The following is an 18261-nucleotide window of genomic DNA, read 5'->3' as shown; positions in this document are numbered from 1 at the left end:
CTATTAAAAAACAGATGAGTGCAGAATTTCCTTTACATTTACTCGTCGATTTTTGAATAGGAGGATAATCTTAATTTATGAATGTTTAAATCTGCTAAATAAATCATGATCGATTCCCTCCATTTCCTAAGTATAGTTTACAAGTCATATTGTAGCCCTTTCATTAAAAATACACAAGTCAAATTGACATATTTTATTCATCTTTTTCATTATTTTCTTAGAAGTTGATTTTGGACTATAAAAAAAGCCCACCTTGGAATAGAATGAACTTCTCCAAGATAAGCAAGTAAAGGTTAGTCTAGTTTGTCGTTAGCGTAATGGTGTTGCAATTCTAATCCAGAAAATTCTTGTTGCCGTAATACTTCATAAATCATAATGGCCGCTGTATTGGAGAGATTTAAAGAACGCACGTGTTCATCATTCATCGGTAATCGTACACACTTCTCTTCATTTTCACGCATGAATTCTTCCGGTAATCCTGTTGTTTCTTTCCCAAAAAGAAAATAGTAATCTTCCTCTGTATTGGTATAATCTACTTCGCTGTAAACGCGATTGGCAAATTTAGAGACTAAAAACAGCTGTCCGTCTTTAGAATATTCCATAAAGGCTTCCAAGTTTTTATGATAAGTAATGTTTACATCATTCCAATAATCTAATCCAGCTCGTTTTAAATGTTTATCATCCGTTTTAAATCCTAATGGCTCAATCAAATGTAAATGCGAGTTGGTTGCAGCACACGTACGGGCAATGTTTCCTGTATTTGCTGGAATCAGTGGTTCAAATAGTGCAATGTGATTTGTCATGTTTCTTTCTCTCTCTCCTATTAACTTACTTCAATTTTTTATTTCTGATGACTTCAATAGCTTGAGTAATCTCATAAACAGCTTCTTCATCCGTCTCTTTCTCCAAAGCTTCGTGTAGAAATTCGATCACCAGATCATCTCTTTTTGTGACTATTTTGGAAATAGACCAAGCTGCTGTCCCACGAATTACGGGACGAACATCTTCTTCGATGCAGCGCAACAGATCCGGCAAAGCAGTCCGATCACGCGAGTTTCCTAAGGCAATAATAACATTTCTCTGCAGCGGCTTCTTCCCTCTCCAGGAACCAGCCATTGAGCCAAATTGCTCTTTAAAGTCTTTGTTGCTGATTATCAGCAATGGTTTTAATTTGGGCATCACTTTTTCAGGATCGGGTTCCATTTCATCATGAAAATGAAAATCTTTTCCTCTATTATAAGGACAAACAATTTGGCAAATATCGCATCCGTAAATGACATGTCCGATTTTACGGCGGAATTGTTCGTCCATCATCCCTTTGGTTTGTGTCTGGTAAGAAAGGCATTGTTTAGCATTGATTCTTCCATCTCCCAGTAATGCTCCAGTAGGACAAGCAGTGACACAACGCATGCATTCCCCGCATCCAAAAGGAACAGGTTCGTCTGGCTCAAACTCTAGATTAGTGATGATTTCTCCCAAATACACATAGCTGCCGAATTCTTCTGTGATCAGCAAGCCATTTCGCCCAATAAACCCCACTCCCGCTCGTTGAGCTACGGCAACATCTACTAATTCGCCCGTGTCTACCATCGGCTTAAAAGTCACTTCTTTATCAGCGGTCACACGTATATAATCGATGAGGCGCTCCATACGATTCCGCAATATGTCATGGTAATCTTGCCCCCAAGAAGCGCGCGCAAATTCTCCACGTCGAACCCCTTTTTCTCTCTGCGGAGGCTCACTCATTTTTGTAGGATACGCTAAAGCAATGGAGATAATAGATTTTGGCTGATCAAAAATCAACTCTGGATAAACGCGTTCTTCAATGACTTTGTGTTCGAATCCAGAATGGTGCCCTTTTGCTTGTTGAGCTTTCAATCTTTCCTCTAGACCATCAAACGGTTCTGCTGTAGCAAACCCGATTTTATCAATGCCGATTCGTTTACTTTCCTCAATGATCCGCTTTTTTAATAAAGTCCCACTGGTCATCTCGATCCCAACCTTCATGTCGTCTTCATAATTTAAGAATGTAAGTTTATTTTATCATATTTACTCTGTCTAGTCTGTTACAATTCAATCCTGTCTTTTTAAACGGTTCCGCAATTTTTGACGTAAGTAAGTAACAGCTAACTATCTTATAAGCTAAATCAGATAGAACTTTAGTTGGGATATAGGTTGCTCATAGTATCCTAGATCATGGCTGAAGAATGACAGTAATGCGGTTGTCAACATCAAAAAACACTCAATTTAATGAAAATGCAAATTTGAACGACAAAAAAACGTATCGCTTCGGTGTCCAGCACTGCGAAACGATACGTTAGTAGAGCCTCTTGATCTCATTAACTTTTATCAACATCTGATGGGATTACTGATAAAAACGAATGAACCTGTTTGGCTTATAAATAACAATATAACACCATCATGATATGAATGCAAGGGAAATCTTTTAAATAGTTTTCTTGTCTCAACTAAAAATGACTTTTTTAGGAAATCGTTTGATTTGCTTGATTATCCTGGCATTTTACCCACTAATAAACAAACATGTATCGTAATTTCTTTCAGTGGATGAGCTACCGCATATTTTAAAGCTTCCTCACTTGCTCCCCAGCTCAAAGGGGTCATTTTCACCAAATCCTGATAGTTTTCCAGCGTCAGCGGAAAAGTATATCGAATGGTGTAAATCTGACTCTCCGGAAAGTGTTCTTGGAACTTTGCGACAACCAGTTCATTCGAATACGATTGCTTCTCTTCTCGATCTCGATAAAGCACGTTTCTTAGTTCTATTAAGTAATCTTTATCCGGAACAATTTTTAGAAGAGTTCCATTAGGCCGCAGCATTCTTTTGAATTCTTGATAATTCGAAGGAGAAAAAATGTTCAATAATGTATCAGTTTGTTTACTCGCAAATGGAGAATGAGCCAAATCAGCCACACACCAAAAAGCATCTGTAAAATGACTTCCCGCTAAAGCAATCGCATCTTTGGAGATATCGAATCCGATTTGCTTTCCTTCAAGCCCCAATGAAGACAGATAGTCTAATTGAGAACCTTCCCCAGATCCAATATCAATGGTTGTACCGTTTTTTTCTTCAATGTGCTCCATAATCTCGTCCAGCATAATGTTGAACAAACCCGCTTGAGCTATCCGAAAACGTGAAGACAGCATCTCCGTATCGTATTCATTAGAGACCCCTTTTGTTAAAAAATGAACCGTCCCTTTTTTAGAAATATTAAAGTTGTGGCCTTCTTCACACACCAGACTATTTCCATCTACCGATTGAAACGGCTCTTGACAAATAGGACATTGAAACAAATCAAGATTTTCTTTCAAGAATTTTTTTGCTTTTTCTATCTTTTTCAACTCTTTGAAACTCCTCACTAGACTAGTTAGACCTTAGTTATTTTCCTGTTTTAGTTCGGCAGTTAATTGGTATATCAACGGTTGCAGCCAACTTTTTAAATCCGGTACAGGATACCCTTCTTTTTCTAAACGCGTCACTTTCAAATAACAGTCTTCCTTCAGACTAAACGGCGATTGGTTTTCTTCATCAGAAGTGTATTCAATATTGGCTTGTTTTCCAGTGGCTTCTTCGATCCAATGCATCAACGTTTCCAGTTCAACGGTTTCATTTGAACTCGCATTGTAGACCCCTGTTTTTTGGTTTTCGATCAACCACATCATAACATTAGCTACTTCGCTTCCCTTAATGAAACTGATGCGCGCATCAGCACGATATAGACGGAAACTTTCTTCATTCATCATTCGACGAATATAATAGTGCAGACGCTCAGTATAATCATTCACATCTAAGACGATTGGAATCCTTAAAGCCGCAGTTGGAAAAGCTTCGTCTTCAAACAAGACTTTTTCTGCTTGACGTTTGCCTTCTCCATAAGTAACCTCTTTAGTTCTGTCCAAATCAAATAACCAAGGATCAAAATCTGTTTCACTGTATCCATCTTTGCTTCCTTTATAAACGGATAATGTGGAAGTGAATAAGTAATACCCTACTTTTCCACCCAGCTTTTCTTGAATGATTTGCGCATCTTCTTTTGTGAAACAAATATTGTCTAATACAATATCCCATTTTTTTTCGCAAATATCGTTCCATCCTTCATGTTCCGCATCAGAACGGTCCAGTACAACGTGTGCGACATTTTTGCCTTTTGGCACTTTATTGTTGCCTCTTGTAGCGAAAGTGACATGGTATCCTTTTGAAATCAGTTTATCTGCTGCTTTACGTCCAAAAAAACGCGTGCCTCCTAAAATAAGCACTTTTTTCATGCGCTTCACTCCTCGCGTGATTTTTTTATAAATCAACTGTACCATAAGTCCTATTTTTTTACATTAACAGAAAGTAGTTTTCCATAGTATTTTTTTGTTTTTATAAATCGTTTCATTTGCTGAGTGAGTTAAAGAGTGATACATTGTGAGGGAAATAGTTCAGATAGAAAGGATAGATACTATGCCATGGAATATGAACGATTTTCCAAATGCTTTTAAAAATTTTGACCCTTTATTGCGTAAAAAAGCCATAGATATCGGCAATGCTCTACTCGACAATGATTATCCAGAAGATAGAGCCATTCCTATTGCAATCTCACAAGCAAAAGAATGGTTGTCAGATGCTTCAAAAGATGAAAAAGAAGCCTACGAGAACGAAAAGAACCCAACCAAAACTGACAAACATGATACCTCCAGCTCCAATCCAGATTTATTGGACAATGATGTGGAAGTCTATTTTGAAGACGACACTTGGGTCGTGAAAACAGAAGATGCTAAGCGTCCAAGTGATACATTTGATAAAAAAGCAGATGCTGTAAAGCGCGCCAAAGAAATTGCAGAGAATAAGGATTCTTCCGTTATTCGCTATACAAAAGACGGAAAGAAACAAGATGAATGATTGAAATAACCCTTCTGAAATTCATGGAGTAAAGTGAATTTCAGAAGGGTTATTTTTTGTTGAGACTTTATGAGTTGTTTAATTTCTTTAAAGTACTTTATTCTTTAAAGGTATTTTCAATATCCAACTCTTCTTCAAAGGCTTCTTGATACAATTCATATTCTCTTTCGCCTTGTCTTTCTTCTTTGGCTTCGGTGATTTCTTGTTTCGATTGTTTAGCCAGCTCTCCAGAGTAGATTTTAACATTGTTTCCAACATCCGAAAGATCATTTTTCAATTCACCAGCAGTGATTTTCACATCTTGTGCTGCTGCTTTAAGATTGGCTTTTAACAAGTCTTTACTCATGGAGTTTTTATTTTTCAATCCCTTTAGATTTTCCTTTAAGATCGGACCATCTACTCTGGCTTGACTTGAAATTTTGTTGGAGGCTTCTTTAAAGCTAACAGATACACCTTTTGAAGCATCTTGAAGTACCGCTTTGACATCTTCGCTTTTATCTTTAGCAATATCAAAATAATCTTTTCCAGTTTCTTTCGTGCGATTTGCTTTCTCCATTAATTCTTCTTGTAACTCATCACCTGGTTTTGGTGCATATAACATAGCTGCTGTGTAGGCTGCTGCTCCTCCAATCAATGCTCCTAACCAAAACGTTCCTTTTGACATAGCTATCCACTCGCTTTCCTTAAATTCATAAATAACCTTTTTATTTCCTTTATCTCATTTATTTTAGCATGCTAAAAAGTATTTCACACTTTATTTGTTTGAGTCCAGTTCTTTTTCCAAACTAACCATTTCTACACACAAACAAATTGCCTTAACAGCGGCTTCTATTTCTTCCACTGAGATAGATGTTGGCGCTAAACGGATACTGTTATTTCGTGGGTTGACTCCATAAGGATAAGAGGCATTCGCTTCTGTTAAGCTCACTCCAATATCCGCTAATAACTCAACAATTCTGTCTGCACAGCCATCCATTGTCGTTAAATGCACAAAATACCCCCCATTTGGCTCGGTCCATTCCAACATCGTTGATTCTTCACCAAAGTAGTTTCCAAAAAGATTACTGATGCTGTCAAATTTTGGTTTCAATAGTTCAGCATGTTTTTCCATATGTTGCAGTAAATGCTTTTTATCTTTCAAGAATTTCACATGACGTTTCTGATTGACTTTATCAAATCCAATCGTCTGATCAGAAAGAACTTCTGTAACCCAATCAATATTTTCTTTACAAGCTCCCAAAGCTGCTACCCCGGCACCTGGAAAAGTAATTTTTGAAGTAGAGCAGAACATCCAAACTCTTTTTTCCGTTCCATATGATTTGCTGGTTTCTAATACATTTTGAACATGTTCTTTCTTTTCTTTAAGGTGGTGCACGACATAAGCATTGTCCCACATAATCACAAAATCTTGAGCAAGAGTTTTCATTTTAGCCAATCTGTCGACTACTTCGTTCGAGTAGGTCACTCCTGTAGGATTGCTGTAAGTAGGGATACACCAGATTCCTTTGATTGAAGCATCATTAGCTACTAGAATTTCCACTTGATCCATATCCGGTCCAGTTGAAGTCATTTCAATAGGAATCAATTCAAACCCTAATTTTTCTGTTGCATTGAAGTGTCGATCATAACCTGGACTTGGGCATAAAAATTTGACTACCTTTTCTTTAGCCCATGCTGAATTTTTATCTGACTGTCCTAAAAACATTTTGCTGGCTAAAACAGTATACATTAACTGCAAGCTCGAATTCCCTCCAACGATGACCTCATCAGCGGTAATTTCCAATACTTCTGAAAAAAATTGTTTCGCTTCAGGGATCCCTGTCAGTACACCATAATTACGAAAATCAGCTTCAGTTTCTTGATACAGATCTTCCGGCGTTAAAATGTTCAACATCGGTTCAGATAAGGCTAATTGATCTTTGCCAGGTACTCCCCTTTTCAGATTTAATTGAAAAGGTTTCTCTTTGAATCTATCGTATGTCTCTTTCAGCTCTTCTAAACGGTTAATTTTTTCTTCATTTGTTTGTCTCATCTTGTTTAGTCTCCTTAGCGGCATCATTCTTTTTGTCAATAGGTAAATTATAGCCAAAATAGTTGCGGAGGGGAAGAAATACCTGATTGAAGCAGTTTTTTTATTTTTATATCATTTAAGGCTATTTATTTGAATACTTCGAAACTATAGTATATCATCAAAATTGAAGAAGCACTCATTAATGTATGCCCTTACGTTAAGTGCCGACATTAATTCTGCTATTCCCATTATAACTTAGAAAGGTGAAGGTGGTAGCAATGATTAAAAGAAAGAAATTTTGGCTTTCTTTGACCCTTACAGCAGGAACTGCGCTTTTATTAGCAGCATGCGGAGGAGGAAATGAAGAAGCAAATAATTCCGAAGATACCGGAGCGGATGGAGATAAAGTTTCGATTGAATTCTGGTCCTTCTGGGGCTCTGGTTTACGCAGAGACGCTATTGAAGAAATTATTGAAGATTTTAATACATCACAAGACGAAATCGAGGTTGAGTACGTTTATCAACCATGGGGAGACATATGGACCAAATCACTAGCTTCTATTGCAGCTGGGGATCCACCTGATGTTATCGTTCAAGACATCAATTCAGTTCAACAACGTGCAGAAGCACAACAATCAACGAACCTTCAAGACTACATTAACCAAGAAGATGATATGGAATCTCTCTTCTATCCTCATTTATGGGAAACCGTATTCTATGAAGATAATGCCTATGCGTTGCCTTTTAATACAGATACCCAAGTGCTTTTTTACAATAAAGATGCTTTTGAGGAAGTAGGCTTAGATCCTGAGACTCCACCTGCTACATGGGAAGAATTAGAAGAATACGCTCGTGCTTTAGATGTACAAGACGGAGATTCATGGGAACGCATCGGATTTTACCCGCTTTGGAATGTAGGCGCAGATGTTTGGGCATTAAATGCGGATAATGGCGTAAGCTGGTTCGATGACGAAGGTAATGTGACCATTGATACACCTGAAAAAGTAGAAGCTCTTGAGTGGATCTTAGAATGGCAAGACTACTATGGTGCTGACACTATCAATTCATATGAAGCAGAATTCGGCTCAGGAGTTGCTGATCCATTCATTTCTGGATTAGTGGGTATTCGAGCTCAAAATATCAACTATTACACCAATTTACTTGAAAATGCACCTGAAGACTTTAACTTTGGTGTAGCACCTTTACCAGAACATGAAGAAGGCAGCGGAAATTGGTCATGGGGTGGCGGTTTCGTTCTAGAAATCCCATACGGAGCAGAAAATCCTGAAGCTTCTTATGAGTTTATGAAATACCTCACTTCAACAGAAGTTCAAGAAAAATTTGGTTTGAATAGTTTTGATATTATGGCAAACCAAGAAGCTAACACTAATCTGACAACTCATCCTGATTTAGATGAGGAAGGCCAAATGATTTATGAAATGGCTGACCGCAATTTAGAAAACACAGTGATCACTCCTGTTCCTTTGACTGCACCTGACTTTAGTTCTTTAGTGAATGGAGAAATTGATAATGTGATGCTGGGAAATAAATCACCTGAAGAAGCATTGGAAGCAGCTCAAGCTTCAGTTGAGAATCTCGTTGAACAAAACGAATAACGGTTTATTTCATCAGCAAAATGACTCAGCGGACAAGGTGACAGAGGCTATTCTTTGTCGCCTTGTTTTGTACTAAACGAAAGAGGTGAAAAAATTGGCTGCTATAACAGAAAAGCAAAAGAAAAAAAAGACTAAAAAACAAAAAAATGATGCTCTTTGGGGCCTCTTCTTTGTCTCTCCATTTATCATTGGTTTCGTTATTTTTATGTTGGGGCCAATGCTATTTTCTTTCTATGGAAGTTTTACTAACTACAATTTGACTTCCAAAATGGACTTTATCGGCTTTGATAATTTCAGAAGAATGTTTACACAAGATGAGCTTTTTTGGAAATCACTCTATAATACGGGGTATTACGTCTTGTTCAATGTTCCTTTGACAGCGATTGGGAGTGTTTTATTAGCCGTCTTATTAAATCAACGCGTGCGAGGAATCTCCATATTCAGAACTATTTTTTATTTACCCGCTATTTTATCTGGTGTGGCCGTCTATGTATTATGGATGCAGATGCTCTCTCCTACATCAGGTTTAATAAATACTATATTAGCTTGGGTCGGGATTCAAGGTCCTGCTTGGTTATTTGATCCCCAATGGACAAAACCGGCTCTGATCTTAATGAAACTGTGGAGTGTGGGAGGCGCAATGCTGCTGTATTTGGCGACTTTGCAAAACGTTCCAAACCAACTATACGAATCAGCAGAAATCGACGGAGCCAGTGCTTTTAAACGATTCCGTCACATTACTTTACCAATGATCACGCCCATTATTTTTTATGATGTAGTTACATCAACTATCGGAGCTTTCCAAATTTTCCAAGAAGCTTATGTCATGTCGGAAAGTGGCACGAATGGTCCAGCGAATTCCCTTCTCTTCTACAATTTACATATGTGGAACAAAGCTTTTGTGGCTTTTGACATGGGGTATGCAATGGCTATGTCTATGGTATTATTTGTTATCGTGTTGAGTTTAACATTTGTGAATTTAAAATTGGCTCCTCGTTGGGTACATTATGGAGGAGGTCGAAGTGAATGATTGAAAATGTTTCGAATACAAAAACTTCTGAACAAACTGAAAAAATTATTCCTAAAAAGCAGCACTTTAAGAGTCGGAAAAGACAACGTAATGCAAATAAATTCATTTCTTACATTCTTTTGATTGGGGTAAGTATTGTTCTATTAGCTCCACTCTTTTGGATGGTTTTTACTTCTTTAAAACCAATGGAAGAAATCGTGCGCTTCCCGCCAAGCTTCTTTCCGGAAACTTTACAATGGTCCAATTATACAGAAACCATTGCAGCCTTTCCGTTTTTCAAATATGCAAGGAACACTTTGCTCATCACGTTTTTTGTTGTGTTAGGTAATGTGGTGTCCAATTCATTTATCGCCTATGGTTTTGCTAAAATATCTTTCCCAGGGAAAAACATTTTATTTTCTCTAGTCTTAGCTACCATGATGATTCCAGGATTTGTTACCATGATTCCACAATACATTCTATTCACTCGAATCGGCTGGGTAGGAACTTATTTACCGTTGATCGTCCCGTCTTTCTTCGGTAGTGCCTTCAATATCTTCTTGATGCGTCAATTTTATTTATCGATCAATGATGAGTTGATTGAAGCCGCCCAGATTGATGGTGCAAATCATTTGTATATCTGGAGTCATTTAATGGTTCCTTTGACTAAACCAGCATTGATTACTATTGGGATCACATCCTTTAACGGAGCATGGAATGACTTTCTTGGACCATTGTTGTATATTCATGATGAAGAGATGTATACCTTACAAATCGGATTACAAACTTTCCAAAATCAATCGACTACCCAGTGGAATTATTTGATGGCTGGAGCTACTTTAGTCATGATCCCAACAGTCTTATTGTTCTTCTTCGCTCAGAAATACTTCATTCAAGGAATGGACTTGACTGGCGGAACAAAAGGATAAAAAAATGAAAATATACAGTAAATCGGTAGAAAGGACAACTCTGATGAAAAAATTCGACTTTACCAACGGAATTGTAGAAGGTACCGAATGGATATCCCGACTGGCTGTTTTGAACCTTGTATGGCTGTTGTTTTCACTGCCTTTAGTTACCGCAATTCCAGCCACAAATGCCTTGTTCCATATCTTGCATTTGTGGTCACAAGGCGAAACGTCTGTGCCTATTTTTAAAACTTTTCACCATTATTTTAAATCACATTTTTGGGAAGGATACAAAATTGGGCTGCCGGTTTTCGGAATATCTGCAATCCTATTCCTAGACAGTTGGTATTTAGCCAGCTTATCCTCTCCAGCAGCTTGGATACAAGTTTATAAGTACGTGATTTACGTCGCTTCTATTCTTTTTGGATTGACAGCTTTATTCTATTTCCCGTTAACCAAAAAGCTGACTACTTCTTTGCCAAAAAAATTTTTAACAGGGTTTGTTTTAATGGCTGGTCATCCGCTCATCAGCTTGGGACTATTCCTCATCTCTGGAGTATTGCTTTTTGTATTGTTGAGATGGCCAGCATTATTCTTTTTCTTTTCAGTAAGCGGTCTTGGCTGGATAGCCACAATAGCTGTAAAAACTACTTTCACTAAAACCCTGTTGAAAAAAATTCATTCTGTACAGAGCTAAATGAACAGTTAAAAAGGAACGTCAAGACAGTAAAGTTATTGTCCTGACGTTCCTTTTTTAATTTAGTTTTTTACTGAAGGGTTATCCCCTTTTGACGGAAATAATTTGATCAGCAAAATACTCGTCACGTACAAAATAAACAGGACAGCAAAAATTCCTAACATACCAATACCCATAAGTTCCAATCCTTTTTCTAAAGCTGTGTAATCTACATCAAACATTCTACCGCCTCCCTTCAAGAAAACGATCTTTACAACAAGGTCACATAAAGTAATTCAATACTAAGCCTCCAGCTACAACCGAGGCAATCTGCCCAGAAACATTCGCTCCAATTGCATACATCAATACGAAATTCTGATTGTCTTCAGTATGGGCCATTCGCTGGATTACTCGAGCTGACATAGGAAATGCAGAGATACCAGCAGCACCGATCATCGGATTGATTTTTTCTTTTCTGAATATATTCAGAAACTTGGCGAATAGAACCCCGCCGATGGTATCCATTACAAATGCCACCAGACCAAAAGCAATGATTAAAAGTGTACTAAGATTTAAAAACTGATCAGCCGTCATTTTTACTGAAATGGTCAATCCCAATAAAATACTGACCAGATTGACTAATTCATTTTGTGCGGACTGACTCAATCGATCCAATACACCGCATTCCCGCATCAAATTACCAAACATCAAAAAACCGACTAACGGCAATGAAGCTGGAGCGACAAAGCCCGCCACAAAAACAACACTAATTGGAAATAAAATTCTAGTTGATTTAGAAATCGTTTCTGCTTGGTAAGTCATCTTGATTTTCCGTTCTTTTTCTGTAGTGACCGCTTTGATGGCGATAGGCTGAATGATAGGCACTAAGGCCATGTAAGAATATGCTGCTACAGTAATGGGTCCCAATAAATGAGGCGCTAACTGATTGGTTACAAAAATGGATGTCGGACCATCTGCCGCTCCAATAATTCCGATAGAAGCAGCTTCTTGCAAATCAAATCCAAATATAATCGCTACTAAAATAGTAAAAAAGATCCCAAATTGAGCTGCTGCTCCAAATAAAAACATAAAAGGGTTCTTTAACAATGGTCCAAAATCGATCATTGCTCCGATACCGATAAAAATCAACAATGGAAACAACTCATTCGAAATCCCAAAATCAAAGAGAACATCTAAAATTCCTTCTTGAGTCTGTCCATTTATTTCTTGACTAATCAATCCAGAGCCGGGTATATTGACTAATACAGCGCCAAGCCCCATCGGAATAAGCAATGTTGGTTCATACTGCTTTTTGATACCCAAGTAAATCAACAAAGCTCCAATTCCCATCATAATGATTTGACCAGAAGTAACTGCTGATAATCCATTGATAAAAGCTTCCAAATAATCCCCTCCTGCCACCATACGCTATTATTCCTCATTTCTTCATTAACCAAAGAAAGATAACAACACACCTGCAGCTACTGCAGAACCAATGACACCTGCTACATTTGGCCCCATGGCGTGCATCAACAAGTAGTTGGAAGGATTGGCCTTTGCTCCCTCTTTTTGAACTACACGTGCAGCCATCGGAACGGCAGAGACGCCTGCTGCACCAATCATTGGGTTGATCTTTCCACCAGACAGCTTGCACATCAATTTCCCCATCAATACACCACCTGCTGTCCCTGCAGCAAATGCGATTAAGCCCAACAACACAACTTGTAAAGTCTCTATAGTGAGTAAAATATCCCCATTGGCTTTAGCTCCAACCGTTATCCCCAGCAGAATCGTGACAATATACATAAATGAATTTTGTAACGTTTCAGTAAGTTTTGGTACAACGTTGCTTTCTTTCACTAAATTTCCCAGCATCAGCATTCCGATTAGTGGAGCTGATGAAGGAACAACTAAAATAACAAATATCGTAGTTACAATAGGAAACAATATTTTTTCTGCTTTTGATACTGGACGCAACTGTTCCATTTTAATTTCTCGTTCTGCTTTAGTTGTTAAGGCTTGTATGATCGGTGGTTGGATAATAGGAACCAATGCCATATATGAATAGGCAGCTAACGCTATGATGGGTAATAAATGATCTGCTAATTGAGTAGTCAAATAAATTGCTGTCGGTCCATCTGCACCACCAATAATTCCAATAGATGAAGCTTCTTGAGGCGTCATTCCCAAAGCCAAAGCTCCGAAAAAAGCAATAAAAATCCCGACTTGTGCCGCTCCGCCTAACAACAAGGTCTTAGGATTTGCAATTAAAGGTCCAAAATCAATCGTTGAACCTAAACAGAGAAATATAAGTGGCGGATAAATTCCCAGCTCTGTTCCTTGATAGAGATAGTACAAGAGTCCTCCTGACGAACCAGCCTGAGGAGCCAACATGAGATTGGCTAAAGGCAAATTCACTAATAACATTCCAAAAGCTATCGGCAACAGCAGATAAGGTTCATACCCTTTTTTGATGGCTAAATATAGAAAAGCACAAGCCAATAGGATCATAATGACGTGTTTGTAACTCATATTGACCAGACCAGAAGTAGTGATGAGTTCATTTAGTGCCTCAAACATTCGCCTTCCTCCTCACCTCAAGAGATAACCATCAATGAGTCCCCAGATTCTACCGCCTGATTAGCTCGTATTTGGATACTTGAAACCACTCCATTGTTGGGAGCTACAATTTCATTTTCCATTTTCATGGCTTCTAAGATGCACAAGACTTCTCCCTTAGAGACTGTTTGTCCTTCGGCTACTTGAAGACGCAAAATAGTACCGGGCATTGGAGCAGAAATGGTATGACCATCAGTCTGAGTTGTATTATGATTCTGCTGCGGTGTTGATTGGATAGGTGCAGTGGGTTGTGCGAGCTGTTGGGAGTGAGTTTCAGTGTCGACTTCTTTCACAGATACTTGATAGACTTTTCCATTAACCGTAATTTCGTAATTTTTCATGTCATGATCCTCCATTTAACGAATTCTTTTTATCGACGTGATTTGATAATGCTTATTTTGCTGCTCTTCATTCGCTAAAATCAATGCCATCAAAGCCGCTGCTGTTCTCGTCTCTTCATCTTCCACTAGAGTCGTTGCAGCTTGTGATTTCTCTTTTTGTCTTTCTAAGACGATCCGAGATAAACTGATGACAAGCTGCAGCCCAATCAAAATGAGAAAAACAACTAACATACTAAGGACAGTGACCACTACTCCATCCATAACAGTGAAATTTCGCATACTACCCCTCTTTCCTTACATACTTGCTGAAATTCGTATCACCACATCTTCAGCTACAGATTGTACTGTTGGTTCGGAAACCATCATAGGTCTTTGATATTTCTTTTCTAAAAAAGCTTTGCCTACTTGTGGGAAAAGAGCATACGTTAAGACATCTTCATCTGATTTTGCCAACTCGCCCAGCTCTTTTTTCAACCGATCGAATTCTGGTTTGATATGATTTGCAGGACGGTCGGTCACTACAGGATCATCATGAATGATCGATTTCCTGAATTCTTCGCTTACCGGTACCGGAGTTTGCCCGTAAGAACCACGCAAATATTCTTTGATTTCATTTGGTACCATCTTATATCGTTCCACAGATAAAACATTGAATACGGCTTGAGTTCCGACCATTTGGCTCATAGGGGTTACAAGAGGCGGGAAACCTAAATCAGCACGTACACGAGGAACTTCTTTCAGTACCTCATCGTATTTATCCGTAGCATTAGCTTGCTTCAACTGAGATAACAGGTTAGACAACATCCCACCTGGAACTTGGTAAATCAGCGCTTTTGGATCTGATCCCATCATTTTCGGGTTCAACAATTCATTTGCCAAATATTTATCTCGAATAGGTTTAAAATAATCCGCGACTTCTTCTAACAGGTCAACATCTAGTTTAGTACGATTCTCCCCTTCATTTAAACAAATAGCCATTGTTTCTGTAGGTGGTTGACTAGTCCCTTCTGCGAATGGTGAAATAGCGGTATCGATCATATCCACTCCTACTTGGACTGCCATCAGATAGGTCATTTGAGATGTGCCGCTGGTAGCATGTGTATGCAGACTTAAAGGTACCGTGATGACCTCTTTTATTGCCTTAACTAAGTCTTTTGCTACATAAGGGGTCAGTATTCCAGCCATATCTTTAATGCAAATAGAGTCTGCACCCATATCTTCCATTTGTTTCGCTAAGTCAGCAAAATAAGGGATCGTATGCACATCACTGATCGTATAACAAATGGTCAATTGTGCATGCCCGCCATATTTTTTTACCGCTTTTAAGGAAGCTTCTAAATTTCGTACATCATTTAATGCATCAAAAATACGAAAAATATCGATTCCATTCTCCATCGCTTTTTCGACAAATTTGTCAACCACATCGTCTGCGTAATGACGATAGCCCAACAAATTTTGACCGCGCAGCAACATTTGCAACTTTGTATTCGGAGCTCGTTTGCGTATTTCTCTCAACCTATCCCAAGGATCTTCATTTAAAAAGCGAATGGCTGCATCAAATGTTGCTCCACCCCAGCATTCTAAAGAAAAGTATCCTACTCGGTCCATTTTTTCAATGATTGGCAACATATCTTCTGTGGACATTCGAGTAGCCATCAAACTTTGGTGAGCATCTCTAAGAACTGTTTCTGTCATTTCAATCGTTCGGCCTGGCATGTATCTTCCTCCCCACTCAAAAAATGGAAAAGCAATTCTTACAATAAGAATTGCTTTTCTTACGCAAATCAAGAATGAACTGTAAAGAACTCATTCTTATTTTACGCTTACTCAAAATTCTTCTATTAGATTTAATACAGCTTTCAAAGCTTCGTTAGGCAATACATTTAATGGATTTTTTTGATTTTGTTCATTGATAAATTCGCCACGCATTTTCATTCTTTCATCCACTAAAGCCGTATAAGACGAATTAGAGAAACCCGGTTCAAATCCGTTGACTACTAAATAACTGATATCTGAACAATTGCCAAAAGATTTGAATTCAGCTGTTCCCTCCACTATTTTTTCTACTGCTTCCAGAGTGACTTCTTTAGGTATTTTTTTATCTAAAAAGAAACCTGTGTTCAGAATGTAGCAATCGGTATTTTTTTTCTCAAACAGGTATTTAAAATTATTGTAATCATCGATCAACGGATAAACTCTAAAGGGATTAGCATAAGGCTCAATAACCAACTTGTTGATATCTACCCCTTTTTTCAAACGCTCAGCAGTCGTTCTCTTAGTAGCCAGAGTGGCTCCAAACGTCGTGGCCAACACTGGATCGGTTACTTTTAAGACTGGCGGCAGCGATTCATCTTTCATGATCCAGAAAATAGCATTGATCGGTTCATCAAATTTATCTACTCGATTTGGCGTAGAATAACGGGATTTCACTGTCCGCCCATTTCCGTTACGTAGATCTTCTGTCAACAGGACTTTTTTCCCCTCTTCATCTTGAGTGACTCCTACATTTTGTACACTGACAAAGTAATCTACTTCTGGATGATCAGCAGGATAATCTTGTGTTTTATCAAAATAAGACGGTTCTAAAGCGATGGAAGAGCCATTTTCCAAAGAAATGATAAAAGCATCATCATGCAATACTTCGATTCCATACTTATCATCATGCTTGGCATGAGTCAAGGTCGATTTACCTGAACCCGATAGTCCGAAAAATGCTGAAACGTAACTCTCGTTATTTTTAAGAGTAAATTTCTTCTGTCCGCCATGACAAGAGGCATAACCGACATTATGGGCAATATTCCATGCTAAAGTAAGTGTAGCTTTTTTTAATTCCCCAAAATAATTCATCCCAAGAATGATGGCACAATTGTGTTCAGGATCAAAATAGGCTAAACCTAATGGATAATCTGGATGATGCCAATAAGCATCTTGGTAAATCATGATATCTCCTTCATTGATTTCAACGGAAGATTGATACATCGTGTTGTATTCTTCATTGGTCACTTGGAAATTTAACAACCAAGAATACAAGTTATTTTCTTGTCCTTCTGGTACCGTTAAATGAGCTTTCACCATAAAATCAGAATCTAATCCTACATAAGCTGTTGTTTTGTATCTTAATTTTTGCGTACCATCATAAACGGCATCCATAACCAAAGATTTAATTTTTTTATCTTCTTCAGGATTTTCTCCTTGTATTCTTTTTGCTACAGCAGTTCTTCCTACAACATTGTTTCCATTTTCCACTAAAACTTTAGCGCTTTGAGGCAATCCTAGTTTTTCAGGAAATTTAACGTCCAAATCAGTCACAATCGTATTGACAGCATCATGTGCTAATCCATAGGCATCTTCAAGTGTAGTGACTAACTGAATATTATTGCTGTACATAGAAGTTTCGATAATAGAACGTAATGAAGAAAACAGGTGATTTGTTTTGCGAATTTCTGATTTTAAAAATCTTTCTTTCGTTGACAATGGCGACACTCCTCACAATTAATAGATTATTGGAACCATCTTTACCTATTGCTGCAACTTTTCAAAAACTTTTAAACCGACTATTTTCTCCCATCCTTTCTTTTCTTATTCAAACTTCTAAAAGTTGACCAGCAACACTTAAAAAATTTATAGTGACTCGATTACACTCTTATAATAACAGAAAAACACCTATTATTAAAGCGCTTACTTTACTTTAAATAAAAGAATTCATTCCTTTTTTGGAATGAATTCTTTACCTCAATGATGATCTTTATTCTTTTGGAATGGATGATTGCCTTTTTTAATCCTAGTTCCTACATATACTATATACAGTCCATAAGCAATAACCAAAACTGCAACTAATGGTTGGATAGCTATCGCAAAAATTCCCATGAGCACAATTAAACTTCCAACAATTATCTGCCATTTTCCTAAACGTTTATTCACGATCATCTCTCCTACTTGTTCTCTTACTTCTAGTATAACAAACTATTTATCCAAATGTTGTCGTTTAGGAATTAAATAAACTAATTCTATTGTCTCCATCGACTTATAGTTTGTTAAATCTGCTATAAACGTAAGCGCAAAATGAAACGGTATATAGATATAACAAATAACCCTTGCTACAATAGTTTTGTATTACAGTAAGGGTTATTTGCAGCTTTCTTGAACTTCTTTACTCCATGGTAATAGATTTTGAAGTA

The 18261-nt window shown here is 37.8% G+C and carries 19 protein-coding genes; 5 read left to right on the top strand and 14 right to left on the bottom strand.

The window, feature by feature from the left end:
- Positions 1-293: 293 nt before the first annotated feature.
- The 4 genes from trmL to ACEN36_RS08080 form a co-directional block, all read right to left on the bottom strand.
- Positions 294-803 carry a tRNA (uridine(34)/cytosine(34)/5-carboxymethylaminomethyluridine(34)-2'-O)-methyltransferase TrmL gene (gene trmL, locus ACEN36_RS08095; protein WP_407097396.1) on the bottom strand — a complete coding sequence of 170 codons (510 nt, stop codon included), beginning with the start codon at positions 801-803 and terminating at the stop codon, positions 294-296.
- Between the two features lie 25 nt (positions 804-828).
- On the bottom strand, positions 829-1989 hold the full coding sequence (gene queG / locus ACEN36_RS08090; RefSeq protein ID WP_407126343.1) for a tRNA epoxyqueuosine(34) reductase QueG: 1161 nt from the start codon (positions 1987-1989) through the stop codon (positions 829-831).
- A gap of 519 nt (positions 1990-2508) precedes the next feature.
- Positions 2509-3360, bottom strand: a complete 852-nt coding sequence (locus ACEN36_RS08085; protein ID WP_407126342.1) for a putative RNA methyltransferase — start codon at positions 3358-3360, stop codon at positions 2509-2511.
- A gap of 33 nt (positions 3361-3393) precedes the next feature.
- Entirely contained in the window at positions 3394-4284 is an 891-nt protein-coding gene (locus ACEN36_RS08080; protein WP_407097399.1) for an NAD-dependent dehydratase, read from the bottom strand.
- Positions 4285-4465: 181 nt separating this feature from the next.
- Here ACEN36_RS08080 and ACEN36_RS08075 point away from each other — a divergent pair, with 181 nt between their 5' ends.
- A complete protein-coding gene (locus ACEN36_RS08075; RefSeq protein WP_407126341.1) occupies positions 4466-4903 on the top strand; it encodes a DUF2188 domain-containing protein in 438 nt (145 codons plus the stop codon).
- Positions 4904-5000: 97 nt separating this feature from the next.
- Here ACEN36_RS08075 and ACEN36_RS08070 read toward each other — a convergent pair whose 3' ends face one another.
- Positions 5001-5567 (bottom strand): YtxH domain-containing protein, encoded by a 567-nt coding sequence (locus tag ACEN36_RS08070; protein ID WP_407097401.1) that lies wholly within the window; start codon positions 5565-5567, stop codon positions 5001-5003.
- Between the two features lie 90 nt (positions 5568-5657).
- Positions 5658-6935: an aminotransferase class I/II-fold pyridoxal phosphate-dependent enzyme gene (locus ACEN36_RS08065; RefSeq protein ID WP_407126340.1), complete on the bottom strand. Its 1278-nt coding sequence runs from the start codon at positions 6933-6935 to the stop codon at positions 5658-5660.
- 257 nt (positions 6936-7192) lie between these two features.
- Between ACEN36_RS08065 and ACEN36_RS08060 the strand changes: the two genes are divergently transcribed.
- The 4 genes from ACEN36_RS08060 (at position 7193) to ACEN36_RS08045 (ending at position 11144) form a co-directional block, all read left to right on the top strand.
- A complete protein-coding gene (locus tag ACEN36_RS08060; protein ID WP_407097403.1) occupies positions 7193-8530 on the top strand; it encodes an ABC transporter substrate-binding protein in 1338 nt (445 codons plus the stop codon).
- A 205-nt stretch (positions 8531-8735) separates the two neighbouring features.
- Positions 8736-9560, top strand: a complete 825-nt coding sequence (locus ACEN36_RS08055; protein WP_407097413.1) for a carbohydrate ABC transporter permease — start codon at positions 8736-8738, stop codon at positions 9558-9560.
- Positions 9561-9721: 161 nt separating this feature from the next.
- Positions 9722-10468, top strand: a complete 747-nt coding sequence (locus tag ACEN36_RS08050) for a carbohydrate ABC transporter permease (RefSeq protein WP_407097414.1) — start codon at positions 9722-9724, stop codon at positions 10466-10468.
- 43 nt (positions 10469-10511) lie between these two features.
- Complete coding sequence (locus ACEN36_RS08045) at positions 10512-11144, top strand: YesL family protein (RefSeq protein WP_407097404.1); 633 nt, start codon at positions 10512-10514, stop codon at positions 11142-11144.
- Between the two features lie 62 nt (positions 11145-11206).
- Here ACEN36_RS08045 and ACEN36_RS08040 read toward each other — a convergent pair whose 3' ends face one another.
- The 8 genes from ACEN36_RS08040 to ACEN36_RS08005 all read right to left on the bottom strand — a co-directional run bounded on the left by ACEN36_RS08040 (position 11207) and on the right by ACEN36_RS08005 (position 18004).
- Complete coding sequence (locus ACEN36_RS08040; RefSeq protein WP_407097405.1) at positions 11207-11365, bottom strand: OadG-related small transporter subunit; 159 nt, start codon at positions 11363-11365, stop codon at positions 11207-11209.
- A 40-nt stretch (positions 11366-11405) separates the two neighbouring features.
- The gene (locus ACEN36_RS08035) at positions 11406-12476 is read right to left on the bottom strand and encodes a sodium ion-translocating decarboxylase subunit beta (RefSeq protein WP_407126356.1); all 1071 of its coding nucleotides are present in this window, start codon (positions 12474-12476) and stop codon (positions 11406-11408) included.
- Positions 12477-12572: 96 nt separating this feature from the next.
- Entirely contained in the window at positions 12573-13703 is a 1131-nt protein-coding gene (locus tag ACEN36_RS08030) for a sodium ion-translocating decarboxylase subunit beta (protein ID WP_407097406.1), read from the bottom strand.
- A gap of 17 nt (positions 13704-13720) precedes the next feature.
- Positions 13721-14083 carry a biotin/lipoyl-containing protein gene (locus ACEN36_RS08025; protein WP_407097407.1) on the bottom strand — a complete coding sequence of 121 codons (363 nt, stop codon included), beginning with the start codon at positions 14081-14083 and terminating at the stop codon, positions 13721-13723.
- A gap of 15 nt (positions 14084-14098) precedes the next feature.
- On the bottom strand, positions 14099-14362 hold the full coding sequence (locus ACEN36_RS08020; RefSeq protein ID WP_407097408.1) for an OadG family protein: 264 nt from the start codon (positions 14360-14362) through the stop codon (positions 14099-14101).
- 15 nt (positions 14363-14377) lie between these two features.
- Positions 14378-15799: an oxaloacetate decarboxylase subunit alpha gene (locus ACEN36_RS08015; RefSeq protein WP_407097409.1), complete on the bottom strand. Its 1422-nt coding sequence runs from the start codon at positions 15797-15799 to the stop codon at positions 14378-14380.
- A 111-nt stretch (positions 15800-15910) separates the two neighbouring features.
- Positions 15911-17557 (bottom strand): phosphoenolpyruvate carboxykinase (ATP), encoded by a 1647-nt coding sequence (locus ACEN36_RS08010; RefSeq protein WP_407097410.1) that lies wholly within the window; start codon positions 17555-17557, stop codon positions 15911-15913.
- A gap of 258 nt (positions 17558-17815) precedes the next feature.
- The gene (locus ACEN36_RS08005) at positions 17816-18004 is read right to left on the bottom strand and encodes a hypothetical protein (RefSeq protein ID WP_407097411.1); all 189 of its coding nucleotides are present in this window, start codon (positions 18002-18004) and stop codon (positions 17816-17818) included.
- Positions 18005-18261: the final 257 nt, after the last annotated feature.

The organism is Desemzia sp. FAM 23989, from assembly GCF_045528345.1.
Lineage (GTDB): Bacteria > Bacillota > Bacilli > Lactobacillales > Carnobacteriaceae > Desemzia.
The sequence above is the reverse complement of the archived record's forward strand: the minus strand, read 5'-3'. Positions and strand labels throughout refer to the sequence as shown.